Source organism: Microvirga sp. P4_A5, assembly GCF_056402495.1.
This window is the reverse complement of the sequence record NZ_JBFUHH010000026.1, coordinates 1-15,930: the sequence shown is the minus strand read 5'-3', so window position 1 is coordinate 15,930 and position 15,930 is coordinate 1. Positions and strand designations below refer to the sequence as shown.

Here is a 15,930-nt window from a genome sequence, read left to right as displayed (position 1 = left end):
TCACGGCGAAGGCTGGCGCAGGCATTGCTGCGTCAGGCGCGATACGCGAAGGCGCTCGGCCTCGTCCACGTCGTTCGCGCGGACCCTGGCCCACAGACTGTCATCCTGACGCAGGTTCTCGACGATGCAGGAGCACAGCGCCTGGCACGTGGCGGCCGCGGCGCCCTGCTGCCCGCAGCTTGCCTCGCATCCGGCCGTGAAGGGCCGCGCCTCGGCGACGGGGTTCGGCCCAACGATCTGGAGGATGCCGGAGAGGGCTCCAAGCAGCACGATCTGGTGGAGCAGATAGATCGGCAGGCTGTGCCGTCCGGCCCAGATGACGGCCCGCGAGAGCTTGCCGGACGCCTGCCATGCCGGAAGGCGCGGCCGCTCATCCTTCATCATGAGTCTGGCGAAAACCGTGCCGAGCAGCACGAAGGCGAACCACGGGAAAACCGGGACGTAATCGTTCGCGACGGGGTCTAGCGCGCCAAGTCCGAGCCAGTCGAGCCATGGCGCGTCGAGTGCCGGAGCGGTGAAGATCAGCGGCCCTGCCAGAACCAAGACCGCCACAGCCAGCGTCACCGGCATCGGTGCGCGCAGGAACGGCAGCGCGAGGACGCTCGACAGGGTGATGCAGTGCAGGATGCCGAAGAAGATGTAGCTGTCGGGAAATGCCAACCAGGTCGCGACGGTCACCAGCAGGGCCGCCCCGCCGACGATTCCGAAGCGCCGCCAGAACGGCTGCCACCGGATCGTCTGTCCGTGGGCCAGCACCAGCCCGATGCCGGAGAGAAACAGGAACGACCCGGCGATCGCACGTGCGAACCAGCGCCAGGCCGGCATGGCCAGTACGTTGGTCTCGATGAGCTTGAGAAAGCTCAGGTCCCAGCCGAAATGATAGAGGATCATCGCCAGGATCGCGACGCCGCGCGCCACGTCGATCACATCCCATCGGCGGCGGGCGAGGGTAGGGGCGGTCAGCGGCGGTTTGTCCAAGGTACGATCCGTCTCGAGGATGGCGGCGTGACCCGGAAATCCGTACGCCTATATTAGCTTCATGCCCGATCCCCTCGCCACGTCAATCGCAGTGCTCCAGGACATGATCCGGGGATCCCGCACCATCGCGGGGTTCACCGGCGCGGGGATATCGACTGAAAGCGGCGTGCCCGATTTCCGCTCCCCCGACAGCCCATGGATGAAGAACAAGCCGATTCCCTTCGCGCTTTTCCTGCAAAGCCCGGACGCGCGCCGGGAAGCGTGGCGGCGGAAGTTCACGATGGACGATCTCTATCGCGATGCCGCGCCGTCCCGAGGGCACCACGGCATCGCGGCGCTGGTGGCAACCGGCAAGATGCCGGCGGTCATTACGCAGAATATCGACAATCTGCACCAGGCCTCCGGTCTTTCGGACGACCAGGTCATCGAGCTTCACGGCAACGGCACCTACGCGGTTTGCCTCGACTGTCGTACGCGGCACGAACTGCCGGACATCAGATCCCGTTTCGAGGCGACGGGGGAGGCGCCATGCTGCCAGGCTTGCGGCGGGATCGTGAAATCGGCCACCGTTTCGTTTGGACAGGCAATGCCCGCCGGGAGAATGCGCGCGGCCCTTGAATTGGCTCTGGCGAGCGACCTTTTTCTCGTTCTGGGATCGTCTCTGGTCGTGTATCCGGCCGCGTCGCTGCCCTCGCTGGCGAAGGAAAACGGGGCGCGCCTGGTGATCGTCAACCGGGAGCCGACCCCTTTGGATGACCTGGCCGACATTGTAATTGCTGGGGAAATCGGCCCGATCCTGTCCAAAATTGCCAATGATCTTTGAGGTGATTCGCGTATGCTTGGCAAAGTTCGGCCGTCAAAGCGCGTTTCTGGGCTTTCGCTAAGACAGGACGATGTTATCCTGCTTTTCAGAATCGGCGTTTTGTTTTGAGTTCGGGTTTGTACATGGCTAGCGATTTTCGGTCACGATCATTCGACCTCCGCGAGGATGGATCTCAGGATCACAGCCATCGCGAGGTCGCGCGGGATACGCCCGCGGAGCCTTCGCTGGATCTGATCCAGGTGAGCGGTCGGATCAAGTGGTTCGACGTGGCCAAGGGGTTCGGCTTCATCCTGCCGGATAACGGCCTGCCTGACGTCCTTCTCCATGTCACCTGCCTGCGCCGCGACGGCTACCAGATCGCCAACGAGGGCGCGCGGATCGTGGTCGAGGCGGTTCAGCGGCCCCGCGGCCTCCAGGCCTTCCGGGTCGTTTCCCTCGACGAATCCACTGCTCTTCACCCGTCCGAGCTTCCGCTGCCCCGCACCCACGTGCAGGTGGTCGCGACCAGCGGGCTCGAAGCCGCGACGGTGAAATGGTTCAACCGCCTGCGGGGCTTCGGTTTCCTCACGCAGGGCGAGGATAAGCCGGACATTTTCGTCCATATGGAAACGCTGCGGCGCTACGGCATCATGGAATTGAAGCCTGGCGATCAGGTTTTCGTGCGTTTCGGCGATGGCTCGAAGGGCCTCATGGCCGCCGAGGTTCGGCTCGCCGATACCGCGCTCCCCCATTCGCACTGATTTCTCATGACAATCAGCCTCCCGGGACGCTTCGCGTCCGCCATCGTCGGCCTGACATTGCTGGCCTCCGCAAGCTTGGCCTATGCGCAGGCGCTCGAAGCGCTGTCCATTGCGACCCAGGGCGGCCAGCGGCAGAACTTCAAGGTCGAGGTGGCCCGCAACGATGCGGACCGGGCGCAGGGGCTCATGTATCGTCGCGCCATGCCGGCCGACCAGGGGATGTTGTTCGACTTCGCCAAGGTCGGGCCGGTCAGCATGTGGATGCAAAACACCTACCTGCCGCTCGACATGCTATTCGTCCGGCAGGACGGCACCGTTGCGCGGATCGCCGCCAATACCGAACCGCTCTCGACCCGAACCATTCCCTCCGGCGAACCGGTTCTCGCGGTGCTGGAACTCAATGCGGGCACGGCCGCCAAGCTCGGCATCAAGGCGGGCGACCGGATCGAGCACCCGCTATTCAAACGCTGATCCAGCAAGGGCCGCCGCTGCCGGGACCCCGCTCGCTTCCCGTCCGTTATACTCACTTCATACGAGCGAGGGGCTTGCGGCCCCGCGGAAAAAACACTAGGCAACGTCACGGCTTGAGAGACATCGGGGTGTAGCGCAGCCTGGTAGCGCATCTGGTTTGGGACCAGAGGGTCGCGGGTTCAAATCCTGCCGCCCCGACCATCTCTGCCGATGGATTATGTGAGAGAGCCGAATCGATGGCAGCACGGATTTTCAAGCCGGCCAAATCCGCAACCCAGTCCGGCATGGCCCGCACGAAGCAGTGGCTGCTCGCCTTCGACCAGGCCAATCCCCGTGAGATCGAGCCCCTGATGGGCTGGACCAGCTCCGGCGACACGCGGCAGCAGCTCCGCCTGTGGTTCGACACTCGCGAAGAAGCCGAAGCCTATGCCCAGCGCGAAGGCATCGCCTATCGCGTCGAGGAACCGCAGGAAGTGAAGCGGCGTCCGATGGCCTATTCGGACAATTTCAAGTTCAACCGGGTCGGCCCCTGGACCCACTAGGCCCCCGGCCTTCGCGGCCCCGTAGCTCAGCTGGATAGAGCAACTGCCTTCTAAGCAGTAGGTCCCTGGTTCGAGCCCAGGCGGGGTCGCCAATAAAATCAGATAGTTGTGTTGAAGATTTAAGAAATTGATTTATGCATTCTGTCTCTCGGGTAACGGTGGGGGTAACCGGTGGCCGAAGCTGCCTTCTATTTTCAGCAGGAATAAATAATTACTAACCGCGAGACGCTCACTAGCTCGTTCCTGTCGCACAGGGGATTTCTGAGGGCAGTGAGCTATGCTTTGACGACTTTCGCTGGCCACGGCACTGGATGCTGCAGAAGTGCGATCCGGCTTCAACGCTTAGCTGCCGAGCGATATCGGAGACTGCAAAATCTGAGCCAAAACAGACAGGCGCTTTGCGGAGTAGACTTAATCGGCGGGCCAAGGTTCGAGCCCTTGTGCACCCACCAATCTTTTCAAAGATTTAGGTGGATCGCGGTCTGCTAGCGCAAGGCATCTGATCTTCTCCGGTTCTTCTCGGGGCTGGTGGCCCGGAACGCCACCGAAGGGCCGACCGTCGTCGCGTCATATCTGCGGACCGGCGATGGCGACGGCCGCCGAGCGTGATCTTTTCCAAGCGCCGTTCGCGCCCACTTCGATTAAACGACTAGAGCTTCTGACACCTTAGGAAGTGCGCTGCGCCTGCTGCGGGTCAAGCTGCTGTTTGTGGATCTGGGGGTCCCCCGTTCAAGCCGGGCGGCTGTACCATTCCAAATCAACAACTTAGCACTACTTTGGTAGATTAACGGATTGGTTACGACGAGCGGTGATGCTTTGCGCTGTTTCAGGAGCGCAAAGCGATGGCGGAATGGGATGCTGCACTGACGGATTGGCTTAAACCGTTTGTTGAGAAGCTGGGTCACAAGAAACGGCGGCAGATGTGTCCCCTCTATGTGACGGGTCTGATCGGGCCTGGCGATCGCAAGAGCATGGAGCCGATGGCGGCGCGTTTTGCGCCCGAGCGTTACGACCGGCTCCATCATTTCATTTCGGGCGGCGTTTGGGACGCAGCCCCGCTTGAGGAGGAGTTGGCTCGGCAGGCCGATCGTCTTGTCGGTGCTCCAGATGCCTTTCTGGTGATCGATGATACGAGCCTGCCCAAGAAGGGTGAGCATTCGGTCGGCGTCGCTCCGCAATATGCGTCCATGCTGGGCAAGAGAGCCAATTGTCAGACGCTGGTATCGCTGACGCTCGCCCGCGATGAGGTCCCCGTTGCCGTGGGGTTGCGCCTGTTCCTTCCGGAAAGCTGGACGAGCGATCCCACTCGAATGATCAAGGCCGGCGTTCCCGCACAGAATCGGCATTTCCGTAGCAAGCCCGAGATGGCGCTCGAGGAGATCGACCGCCTGATGGCAGCCGACCTGCGCTTCGGCACCGTTCTTGCCGATGCCGGCTATGGTCTGTCGGCGCCCTTTCGCCAGGGCTTGAGCGCGCGGGGCCTTACCTGGGCCGTGGGCATTCCCAAGCATCAGAAGGTCTATCCGGCAGACGTTTCATTGATCTTCCCCGTCGCAGACCGTGGACGGCCGCGCAAGAACCCGATCCCCGACATCCTCTCGGTGGCGGCTGAAACCAGGCTTTCAGCGGCAGTGTGGAAGAAAGTCAGTTGGCGTCGCGGCACAAAAGGCTCTCTGACAGTTCGTTTCGCCGCCCTGCGTGTTCGTATTGCTGACGGGCAACCTCAACGCATCCTCGACAGAGGTCAGCAGCACATGCCGGGCGAAGAGGCATGGCTGATCGGCGAATGGCGCTCGTCAGGCGAGCGCAAGTACTATCTTTCCAATCTGCCAGCGGAGGCGGGCTTGAAGACACTCGCTTCCACCATCAAGGCGCGCTGGGTGTGCGAGCAGGCCCATCAGCAAATGAAGGAAGAACTCGGTCTCGATCATTTCGAAGGGCGATCATGGCAGGGGTTGCACCGACATACGCTCATGATCATGATCGCGTACGCATTTCTTCAACATCAGCGCCTGCGGCAGGCGAAGCGGGAAAAAAAGAAGCCGTCACGGCCCACCGCAACCGACACTGCCAGCCATTCGACGCGCCGTCATAACAGCGCTTTCCCCCGCGCCGATCTTCCTACGATGTCCGCACTGCCGAATACGGCTCCGCCATATCCGCGAATGAATCTCCCAAAGTAGTGTTAGTTCTTGTAGCTTCAAGGCAAGCTTCCCAGAAGCCTCGATTGGGAAGCGTATGGGAAGCATCACTCGGTTGCGCAGTGATAGCTTCCTTGTACTCCACCTAGGGGCATTTTCCCGGAATAAACTGACGCCGCTTCTCTCGGTCCGGGCAGCCGAACGATGGGTACAGCTTTTCTCGAAAATTGTGCCAGTCGGACGGCTCGAGGCTTTGAGCGAGAACAATGATCGAACCTGCCGTCGGTTGGTCATTGAACCATCAAAGGATCCGTGGGGCTACACTTCCAAAGGTTTTTGAAAGGACCCTGTTGATTTTGCTTTATTGGCTGCCCCGCTGACCACAAACGGTGGGAGGGAAACTTGCTGCCGTTCAAATTTGCGGTGAGAACGGGTTTGCCAGATTGGCAGCTCAACGTTCCCGCTACCTCATGCCAAATGAAGCTGCAGGTGCGCGGTTTGACTTTGTTCATCACGTCAATGCCAGCTTGATTCGGCTGGCCACGCAAGCGGTATCCAAAATCGACCTTATCGGTCGGAGTTGATCCCTTTAAAGCGGGAGTCGCGGTCAGCGGCTTGGCTAAGTTTCCAGTTGTYGAAAAAATTACGAACTCCGATCCAAAATCCTGCTGGACTGGCTTCATGTCCCACTTCGATAGCTTGTTACCCGAGCACGTAGCATCAATGGTCACCTCCGACCACAAGCGATAATCTTTGGATGCCTTTTTTCCATCTGGAGGATCCTCATTGAGAGTCCCGCAATTGACCAACGCTGCCATAGCAGCTTGACAGGATTTGGCATCTGGATCGAATTGATTCGGATCAAGAAGATTTACCGAACTAATATACGACTTCACTTGAAGTGAGAGCGTTTCCGCCGATGCGGTCGCAACCGGGCCCAGTGCAGCTGTCAGAAGAGCCACACATAGGATAGATGGAATATCGTGTGGAACTCGTGTCATAGGAGGTTCCCTCGCGGACCAGTTTGTTGTTGCCAGATGATGTAAGGTCGACGAAAAGTACTACATCGCCTAGTAGAAAGCTTATTGTGCGTCCTGAGAAGTGACAACTGTATCGCGTGGCGGCATACGCTACGAGCTACTATCTTCGGTCGTACTCACTTCGTAGTGTCAATAATGTTGAGACCCCGCGCAGAGCAAAAACTCGGCGAAGAGGCAATAGCTATAGTAAGCCGCCGAAATAATAAATGTGCTATGCGCGTCGTGCAGATAATCTCGGTCTCGGGGGACCGAAGAGATATCGCAACAGCCGTTCAGGTTTTTGCCGACAGAATGCCCGCCCGAAGGATAAGATAGTGGCTGTTTCTTGAAGGCATTTGATCTCCAAAGCCTTGGACCGAGTCGTACAGTGCAGTGAGGCGCCCCTTCACAGTTCCATAGCCATTTGGCGCATTGCAGAGACGCACGACCCTGTCGATTCAGTGGATCTCTTGGAGTTCGCAGGGGAAACCCTTTGACAGTCCGAATAACTTGTCCGCTTCCCTAACAGTTGGCCAAGCTGAAGCTTTTTGAAGCCAGCATTCGGTCCATTTCTCATCAGACACGGCGTAAAGTGGGGCACCATTCAACTACTTGGGCCGATGGGCACCCGAGCCGCGAAGCGCGGGCCAGAGACGGCGACGATTGTCCGGCCGGCTGGGGGAGGCCTATCCAACGCGATCGGCTCATCCGAGTACGTTGTCGGCGGCATCGGCTCAATTTCTTCGACGAGAACGGAATAGCTCTCCCCGGGGGGAGGCTTTAGGAGGTCGCCTGCGATCAGAAACCGTGTGCTCCACGACATGACCATGCCGGAGCAACCGGGCACGTCGGGCCGAATAGCCGCGTAGGCCCGTGAAGCGTGTTCGGCCCGCTCCATCGGCCCCGGGGACTGCGGGGTGGCAGACGCGCCGCGGCCCGGAGAGGCGCAGTACGAACCCAATATCAGCGTATCGTCCCAATCCATGAGGAAGGAGGACCATTCGGTCTGCGTCGTGGGCACCCAGGTGCGCTCGGCCCGTCGGCTGAACCCAGGGCGTGCGCCATCAGGACCCTCTGCCATTTTGGCGGCCTCCTCGATTCCGTTTCGCCGCCGGCGGAGGATGGACACTTTCATGATGGGCCGATGAAGCCAGCACTCAACGCGCGCCGGGTCGTAGCCTGCCGGATCGATCGGCGCATGGGTCCGCCCGGTTCCGTCCACCCGCACGTGGACAAGTGCCGGATTATCGCGGTCGACCTCAACCGTGACCTTCCGCTCGTTCAGGAGTTGGACCCACTCCACGACCGGTTCGGACGTGCGAAGGTGAGCGGGCGCGTTCGGCTGGTATCGGACGAGCCCTAGCCTAGCGAATGGTTCCGGCACAGTTCCGGGATTCAGGGAGACATCGCAATACCAGGTCTCCTGATCGACGTCGAAACGCGGGCGGTAGGTCAGGAGCGCTACCTCCATCTGGGTTGCCGTATTCGTCCCTGCCGGGTCGGAAGGGACCGGCATCGAGACGCGCGGCACGTAGGCAACGTCGACCGCATCCGCGCCCTGGTCTTCGGGTCGGAACCGATTTGGTCCTACCGAGATGGAATCATCGTGTACGGCGGCGCCTGCGAGGTCAGCGAAGGCAGATGGCGGCATCAACCAACTGACTTGGCCCTGAGGCCCCTTAATCGGGTCGCCCCCCCAGCGGGTGACGTAAGGGCCTCCGGGACCCAGATCGACGTCATTAAACGCTTCCAGATCCATGTCGCGAAGCGCGTTCCCCGCGACATCGTAATCGCGAGCCACCCGTGAGCCCGATGCGTCGATCCGCTGACGCCCGATATCGGGCGGCCAGAGCACGATGCCGAGGCGTTCGCCGGTGCCCGAGCTGAACCAAGGGCGCCGCATTCTGATCCTGAGACGCACCTGCCTTTGGATGGAGGTGACCCTGTCGTTCGTCGACTCCTCAGGCACGAGCCGAAATGCCGGCAGGACTGTCAGAGGCGAAACCTTCGCCGGCGCCTTCGTGGCCTGCAGTGCGACGCGGATAGGATCGGATTTACGCGTCGCATCCGCCTCCGCGATGACGTCATCATTCGGCTGGCGGAAGCACCAAGCCGTGCGTGACCCGGCCACGGCCGAAAGCATAAGAATGCGCGCTTTCGTATCGCCAATACGGAAGGGCTGCGATGAGCGACTTCTATGCGGTTCATCCTCCTTCTTCGCCTCGTTCGGCGGCTGTCCCGGTGCTGGGCTCGCCTCCCGCGGCGGTTGCTGCACCCCCCGTAGGTCGCGGGCTGTGAGCCCGCCCCGGCCGATCTCGAACGGGAATGGAATCGAGTCATCTGCACGAAGTAGCGTCGCGGTTTCGCGCGGCAACTTGACAGTACCGTCCGCAGCCACCTCGAACCCGTAGACGTCGAAAGGAGTTAGCCTTTCTCCTGTCAGTGCGCTACGCGGCCAGAGACCACGCGCGACTTCGGAGTCGGTGCGCCGCCTGCGTTCGTCGTCAAACTGGCTTGAGACAAGACACTCCGCTTCGGCTCGGATCTCAAAGAACCCGGTGGTCGGGCCGTCGACGTCTACGGCGCCGAGGATCAGGGGGTTGGTCGCCTCGTCCTCGAACGCCGGAACCGGAGGGGCTCCGTCGGGGACCCCGGGGAACGCCAGGGCTCGGTTTCTCGCCTCGTCCAGAAGGCGGTGGATTGTGACGGTTGACACCGTCGGGAGTGGCCGATCCTGGCGCGGGGGCAACGGGAAAGCTCGCCTAGGTGCGGCGACAGCGCGGGCCAAGGCAGGCGCGCGCAGGGGGCGGTCGATGGCATGTGTCACTGTGACAGTGACACGGGCGGCGACTTCGGGCGTCGGTCGCGCGAGGATGGTTGTATGGGCCAACTGTGCCATGCACCGAACGGCTCCGCGAGGGATACGGTCTTGGTTGGCAGCACAGATCAGCGCATCCACCTCCAGCCGGTTTTTCCCGGCGAGATCAATGAGGCGATTCAGTTGTGGTAATCCGAGGAGCGCCAGCCGGCGATCGAAACCGTTGCAATCGTAGCAAGTTGCGCCAACCTTGGGGTCGTGGGCGACGAGCAGTGCGCTCGTCTCTATCAAATCGAACCAACGCGCGAGGTCATCCACGTCCGGCAGGCACCACAGGTCGATTTCCAAGCTGTCTCCCGGTTCGAGTCTCACCTCGACCCGGGAGGCTGCGATTCCCGATCCATTCCGCGTGAGCGTTTCCCCGCCCACTCGAACGGTTGCCAGCTTCGGGCGCGGATGGGTGAACAGTGCGGCACCGCCGCGAATCAGAGTGCGGGCCTCTGTCTCAAGCCCGAGGATGCGCTCCTGCGTCAGGGGCTTATCCGAACGGTTCCGATCAGGGACAACGTCGATGGCTATCGGACGCACCCTAGGGAACGTCATTCCCTCCGTCCTCACGGGAACGACGAGCGGAGCGCCGGGAAGGAGGCGCCCCGAAAGGTCTCTCGCCGCAACCACGATGTACCGGGCAGCCGGATCCGGGTAGTAGGGGTCGCGTCGTCCCGCACCTCCGGCTTGGCGCGGGCGGATTATTGCCTCCCCCGGCATGTCTGGCTCGACCTCCCCGCCGCTCGTGCGGTTAAAGCCGTAAACTGGAAACCCGCCCGCCGCGGAGTCGTAGTCGACGTCCTCAAGGCCGTCTGGCGGGCCATTCCACCTGCGCTGTCCTGAGGCCGGACCCGAGGCGCCGTAGCTGACGAGGCTGTCTGGCCTCAGAGCTTCGAAGACTTCATGGCGGTCGGCAAAGGTCGGCGAAACTGACGGCGGGATGACAACGCGGTACGACCCGTCGAACGAATCAGCTGGCCTCGAGGCACCATCCTTGTCCGCGAACCGCGAGCGTACTAAAATTGTGCGGGCCGACTCGTGCAAGCCGTCTTCTAGACCGTCAAAACGCCGTTGCAGAATGCCGAGAGGGGTTGTGACCAGCGGTGCCTCGATCCTCTCGTGCCGCAGAAAGCGGCGGGGGCCATCTTCGCGTGCAGGGAGAGCCGAGCGGTTTTCCCCGGCTCGCTCGTAGCATTCGCCGCCAGCGAGCCGTCGAGCGACCCCACCTTGAAGTCGGGGCGTGAGACCGAAGTGATAGCCTCCACCGAAGGCGAGTACTGGTATGCGCGTGGCCGCGGCTGCCCCGGGGCGCCCTCTGATACGGTAGGTTTGTCCGAGGCGTAATGCGTCGGCGTCCTTCAGTTTCACTGGGATGCTGTTCAGGTCGATCCCGAGCGGGGATCCTGTCCAAGTACCGACTATGTCATCGACATGAGCGGTCTTATTGTCGCCGTCTGCGTCGGTGAGCCGTGCGGAGAGGACGACAGAGGCTGCGTCCAGATCTGCTCGCGTCGTTGGGTCTGGAATGGCACGCTTGAGCAGGGCTTCGATCTCGGAATTCCCGAGTGACGCTCCGGCTGCGCCGCGAGTCTCGTCGAAGAGGATGGTGCGGTCACACAGCGAGCGCCACCGAAGAACCTTTTCCTTGCGGTCCAGCACTGCTACATCGAGGCGATGCCCGACGGTAAGATCCTCGGCGTCGATGATAGTCTCTTCGCCGCCGGCGAGGCGGTTGATGCTCCCCAGCGCCTGAGCTAGCGCCGACGTCTCGCGCCACCGGTCAACGAGGGCCATACCCACGCTGCGCAGCGTGAGGAGATCGCGTCGCGGGCCCGCCTGCCCGGTCTCGGCAGTTTGGCGCGCCTCTGCCGCCTGCACGGGGTCGAGAGTGACGATGTCGAAGCGAGGTTCGCGCCGACCGCCGACGACGCGTGCGGCCCCGAGGTCGACTACCCCGTCGATCTGGGGCAGGGCACCCGCGGCGATCAACTGGTCTCGACTTGTTCGCTGCGCATCATCCGACATGGCTGCGAACAAATCTAGTTCCGCCCGCGTGCAGGCCCATGCATCCGGCGTCCCGTGATCTCTGACGTCGTCCAGGAGGCGGATCTTCGTAGTTGTCCAGGTACGCCGCGTAGCGCCTCGGCACTCGATGGCGGCAGATAGGAAGGCGAAGCGCGAGAACCCCTCGATGCTAGGCCTTTCCAAATAGCGCTTGGCCGATCCCGCAGCCGTCTCGAAGGCCGAATAGGGGATGAGGATGTCCACGACGAGATTGAACAGCCTTGCAAGAGATGGCTGCGACTGGATGCTGCGCAGACGGGTGAGCGGTGCCTCCTCAGCAGCCCTTCGCTTGCGTTCCGAGTTGGCAAGCCGATTATCATCGGGTGGGACCGGCTTCGCCGCGTCCTCGTGGCGACCTAGGCTCCTCGCGAGGGCTGCGGCAACTGCTTCCGTGTCGCCGTCCGCGGCCTTGGCGATGCACTCGGAGGACTGGCTGGCACTGAGGCAATCGAGGTAGGCACCGAATCGTTCGGCCAAGGCGGCACGGCTCAGGCCAGCCTCTCGGAGTTGGGTCAGGGCCGCGGCCGCCTTCTTTTGGGTTGCAGCGGTGGTGGTCGAGCGGGTCGCAGCAGCGGCGTCTCGGTCTGCGTCCGTCAAGGACGTCCTTTGCTGGGGCGGGACGCGTGGCGCGCCCAGGTTGCATTCGACGGCCCGGGCGGTGCATGCCTCGTCGTCAGCCAATTTAAGCCTCGCGACGAGGCTGCTTGCACGCTCAAGCCCAAAGAGGAGTGCGGCTTCGCCACGGCCCACGCTTCGGATGTCCGGAGGCGCTCTACCACCATCGGTCGACGGTCTGCTGAGATCAGTGAGCGTCTTGCCCGGCGTAATGGAGAGAGCATCCGCAAGCGCCTTCCAGTCCTTATCACCATTCGGTGCCATAAGACGACGCCACATCTCGCCGATGTCGGTTATGTCTCTGCGGCGTTGTTGTCGCCATTTCCCCATATCGCTGACGCCGGTCGAACTCTGCTGGTGAAACATCGCCCGGAATGCATCGAGTTTCGTCACCCTATCCGGCGCTGGCACCAAGGGGCCATCCGTGACAGGCGAGAGGAGGATGCGCAAGTTCGACTGCCCGGCCTGTACGGCGGACGGGCTCACGACATCGGTTTCGGTTAGCAGAACCTCGACGGCCTCTGGCCAATTAGCGAGGTCCACTGAGGCGCCGCACGCACTGGCTGCAGCAGGAGCCGCGATTGGTGCCAAGATAAGGGTGGCCTGTATGGCATGAACGCCATTGACGTCGACAAWGCCACCCGGCACCACGCGGACGCCGATACCGACAGAGATCAGGTCGGTATTGGCTGGAGTGGGACCCAGCGCCTCGTGCAAAACGGTGTGCGATTGCTTGGTCATGGTGTCCTATCAGATAGGGTAGAGGGGGGAGAGTGAACGGTCGAACAGACCCCGGTAGCCGAACCAGTCGGCCTCCTGCGAGGGTCCTTCCACCCGCAATTCAGGCCCGTCGGCGACGGCGCTAACCACTGGCTGCTTCGCGGATGGCTTCGCTTTCTTGGATGCGGGGAGCGCGGCATACTCGGTCTGCAGGAAGGCAGGCAGTTCGAGCAAGTTGGCCTGATTCGCGGGCGAGCCGCCCTTGCCCACTGATGCGCCCTGGTTGACATAGACGTCGACTTTGAACTCGATATCGTCGAATCCGAGGGAAAAACCGAATGTATATGTGGCAAGGCCTTGCATCGGCCCACCATCCTTCGAAGTAAGCCGGACGAACAGCGAGGTCGAAAAGCCAAAGCAGGCGATGTTCGCGGCGCCGCGTGCGATGAAGTTGACGCCGAGTTGTGGCTGGGGGTCCCCCCGACCCGACCGGAAGAATACGCCGAGCGTGATCTGACCAGAGCCTGTCAAAGGACCAAAGCCGAACGCGAACACGCCGCCATAGTCGAAGCTGCCCTCCAACCCCACAAAGCCTTGTGGGTTCGCGAGCAGGGCGAGGTAGCCGCCGCCTCCGAAGATGGTCGAGGAGATCAGGAACGGCGCATCGGGCCTGCCGATCGAGACGAAGAACTCAGCCTCGGTGGGCGTGAATGGCAGCCGCGCGCCCGCATTCAGCGTGACGTTCGAGAAGCTGAGCGTACCGACCCCGAAGGAGCCGAGATTGACCCCGTAGCTGGCCTCAATACCGGGCCGATCCGTCAATGGACGGATCGGTGGCCGGCCACCCTTCGGCGTGATGTAGGACTCGAGTTGCTTGAGGAACTCTGCCTGCTTGCCGATTTCGACCTTGTCGAAGCGCACGTCGAAGCTGGAAGTCCGTCCGCCTCCAGACTGGAAGGTAAGCCCGCGGAAATGGAGGATAACGGCCTCGAACTTGCCCAGCAGCGCAATTTTGAAGGGACCAACTTTGCCGTCGACGCGGATTTCCGGCGCCTTGTTTGGTATCCGCAAGTCGACGACCGTGCGGGCCGCAATGTCGAGCCGGGTGCCCGAGGCTGGGACGAAGATCTCCTGGCCCTTTGGAAACTTGTCGAGTTCGGCGGAAAGATCATAGCTGAGAGTCGCCCTTGTCGGGACGAGGTCCCGGACGAGCTTCTCAAGTTCCGCTCGGAGTGTCCGCAAATCTAGCGCCTCGACGACGACAGTTTTTAGGAATGTTCCGTCAATGCGTGCGAACCGGTCTACAAGGACAACTAGCGCGGGCTTGCTATATGCTTTCCCAAGCGCTCTGAGGCTTCCCAGCGCCCCTTCTGAATCTCCCGCTTCAAGGCGGTCACGCGCGCCCTGGATGAGATTTCGTTCGGCGATAAAGTCGTCAATCCGCACACCCCCATTGTCACGCGGATTGATCATGAAGAGATCCTTACGGTCGACGTCCTGACCATCCTGGAGCCTTTTTCCCGCGGCGGTCAGTAGCCTGACCACGATAGGATTGGTCTGGTCCGTGATCTGCTTGGTGAGGAGGTCACGTGCCTCGATCAGCGCGTCGTACGGTACCTCCAACAAGGCCAGGAGACCGTCTGCTTGCTTCAACAAGTCCGTTGCCACGGATACAAGGCTGACCACGGGAGTCGCTTCGGCATCGATCAGGTCGTGTAGAATCCCAGCGAGCAGCGCTTCCGCACGCACTAGGATTTCGTCGGCAGCGAGCAGGACCGCTGCTGCGCATCGCGCCGAGCTGCTGCGACCGCCTCTGCGAGGCTCGCGCTGGTGGCGGCAGCAGCACCATCGGCAATTTGTCGAAGCTTACCGGTACTTGTCCTGAGGAGGTTGCGGTGCTCGACGATCTTCGCAGGAGCTGACGCGACCGTCTCCGCAAGGACGTTGAGTGCCGCTGAAGAGTCGGAATTTTGGGGGACCAGGAGGGCGACAGCACTGATCTTGCGGGAGAGCTCCGTGAACGCGGCCTCGGCCAGTCCCAACAGCGTGACGACGGGAATCTGGTCGATCGCGTGCGCGGCGAGCCGGAGTGCAGCCTGAAGCATCTCGCGGCTCGCCTGCTCAGGTGTGCGGACGACGAACCGTTCGGCCAGTGCGCAGCCCTCGTCCGCAACGCGCCTTAGCGCGTCCAGCACCTGGGCTTGGCGAAGTCCGACCTGCCTCAAAACGAGGGCGACATCCGGTCCGGGCAGAGCGCAAGCCGCCAATCCCCCCGCTGGCAATGTCGTACCAAGGGCCCGGCGAGCCTCCCCAAGTGCCGCAAGGCTAACCATCGCGGCGACGAGCGACGCCTGCAGGGATTTGAATTCCTGGCTGAACCCGAGCGACTCAGTGCGCCTCTTAAGGTCGGCGCTCAAATCGAACAGCGTAGTGACCAGCCCCGCATCTGGGCACGAATTCGGAAGCTCGCCGCGAGACAAGGCGTTATGGCAAGCGGCTGATAGTTCTGGGAGGCCGGCTGACGGAAGTACTACGTCGACTCCCGCGCGAAGCGCATCGGTGACCGATCCGCATAAAGCCGCGGCCTGCGCCTCGACACCTCTCGCGATCCCGATTTCGCCTAGGATGGCAAGAAGCGGAGGCAGCGCCTTCCCGAAGGCCTCGGCCACCGCCTTTGGGGTCGTGGGGCCGGCCTCGAAGGCAGCCCACACCGTCCGGCCGTCAGACATCACACGCACGATCCTCGCCACAGGCGGCGAGAATAGGATGGCGGCAACAGCATCCTCAGCCTCCCGCACGCGCTGCTGCGCTCGCTCGGCAGCTTGGTCCAGCGACTTGCTGATCTCCAAGGTCGCGTCGGCCGCAAGTTGCCGGGCGAGTTCTTTTGTCCGCTCCGCTTCCGCCTTGACCGCCTCAACGTCGTCCTGGAGGCGCCAGAGCCGGTCGATAAG

Annotated in this window: 10 protein-coding genes and 2 tRNA genes; 7 read left to right on the top strand and 5 right to left on the bottom strand. The window is 62.0% G+C overall.

Annotated elements, in window-relative coordinates; translation table 11 throughout:
- The gene (locus AC1DVM_RS09530) at positions 1–978 is read right to left on the bottom strand and encodes a heparan-alpha-glucosaminide N-acetyltransferase (RefSeq protein WP_477253993.1); all 978 of its coding nucleotides are present in this window, start codon (positions 976–978) and stop codon (positions 1–3) included.
- A gap of 61 nt (positions 979–1,039) precedes the next feature.
- On the opposite strand from AC1DVM_RS09530, the gene AC1DVM_RS09525 reads away from it, so the two are divergent.
- From AC1DVM_RS09525 to AC1DVM_RS09495, 7 genes are all read left to right on the top strand, one after another.
- Positions 1,040–1,801 carry an SIR2 family NAD-dependent protein deacylase gene (locus AC1DVM_RS09525; protein ID WP_477253992.1) on the top strand — a complete coding sequence of 254 codons (762 nt, stop codon included), beginning with the start codon at positions 1,040–1,042 and terminating at the stop codon, positions 1,799–1,801.
- 122 nt (positions 1,802–1,923) lie between these two features.
- Positions 1,924–2,541, top strand: a complete 618-nt coding sequence (locus AC1DVM_RS09520) for a cold-shock protein (protein ID WP_477253990.1) — start codon at positions 1,924–1,926, stop codon at positions 2,539–2,541.
- 6 nt (positions 2,542–2,547) lie between these two features.
- Positions 2,548–3,012: a DUF192 domain-containing protein gene (locus tag AC1DVM_RS09515; RefSeq protein WP_477253988.1), complete on the top strand. Its 465-nt coding sequence runs from the start codon at positions 2,548–2,550 to the stop codon at positions 3,010–3,012.
- A 124-nt stretch (positions 3,013–3,136) separates the two neighbouring features.
- Positions 3,137–3,213, top strand: a tRNA-Pro gene (locus tag AC1DVM_RS09510).
- A gap of 35 nt (positions 3,214–3,248) precedes the next feature.
- Positions 3,249–3,554: an ETC complex I subunit gene (locus tag AC1DVM_RS09505; RefSeq protein ID WP_477253986.1), complete on the top strand. Its 306-nt coding sequence runs from the start codon at positions 3,249–3,251 to the stop codon at positions 3,552–3,554.
- Between the two features lie 15 nt (positions 3,555–3,569).
- Positions 3,570–3,646, top strand: a tRNA-Arg gene (locus AC1DVM_RS09500).
- Positions 3,647–4,396: 750 nt separating this feature from the next.
- Positions 4,397–5,737 (top strand): IS701 family transposase, encoded by a 1,341-nt coding sequence (locus AC1DVM_RS09495; RefSeq protein WP_477253984.1) that lies wholly within the window; start codon positions 4,397–4,399, stop codon positions 5,735–5,737.
- A gap of 248 nt (positions 5,738–5,985) precedes the next feature.
- On the opposite strand, the gene AC1DVM_RS09490 is transcribed toward AC1DVM_RS09495, so the two are convergent.
- The 4 genes from AC1DVM_RS09490 to AC1DVM_RS09475 all read right to left on the bottom strand — a co-directional run.
- Positions 5,986–6,696 (bottom strand): hypothetical protein, encoded by a 711-nt coding sequence (locus tag AC1DVM_RS09490; protein WP_477253982.1) that lies wholly within the window; start codon positions 6,694–6,696, stop codon positions 5,986–5,988.
- Between the two features lie 622 nt (positions 6,697–7,318).
- Positions 7,319–12,241 (bottom strand): hypothetical protein, encoded by a 4,923-nt coding sequence (locus AC1DVM_RS09485; RefSeq protein WP_477253980.1) that lies wholly within the window; start codon positions 12,239–12,241, stop codon positions 7,319–7,321.
- A 768-nt stretch (positions 12,242–13,009) separates the two neighbouring features.
- Positions 13,010–14,728 (bottom strand): hypothetical protein, encoded by a 1,719-nt coding sequence (locus AC1DVM_RS09480; protein ID WP_477253978.1) that lies wholly within the window; start codon positions 14,726–14,728, stop codon positions 13,010–13,012.
- Positions 14,728–15,930, bottom strand: a 1,203-nt coding sequence (locus AC1DVM_RS09475; protein ID WP_477253977.1) for a hypothetical protein, incomplete at its 5' end; no start/stop codon positions are given. The genes AC1DVM_RS09480 and AC1DVM_RS09475, both read right to left, overlap by 1 nt.

Bases quoted from the DNA above. Each gene is read 5' to 3' on its own strand.
- AC1DVM_RS09495 (WP_477253984.1), top strand. From the start codon at position 4,397: ATGGCGGAATGGGATGCTGCACTGACGGATTGGCTTAAACCGTTTGTT.
- AC1DVM_RS09525 (WP_477253992.1), top strand. From the start codon at position 1,040: ATGCCCGATCCCCTCGCCACGTCAATCGCAGTGCTCCAGGACATGATC.
- AC1DVM_RS09515 (WP_477253988.1), top strand. From the start codon at position 2,548: ATGACAATCAGCCTCCCGGGACGCTTCGCGTCCGCCATCGTCGGCCTG.
- AC1DVM_RS09505 (WP_477253986.1), top strand. From the start codon at position 3,249: ATGGCAGCACGGATTTTCAAGCCGGCCAAATCCGCAACCCAGTCCGGC.
- AC1DVM_RS09520 (WP_477253990.1), top strand. From the start codon at position 1,924: ATGGCTAGCGATTTTCGGTCACGATCATTCGACCTCCGCGAGGATGGA.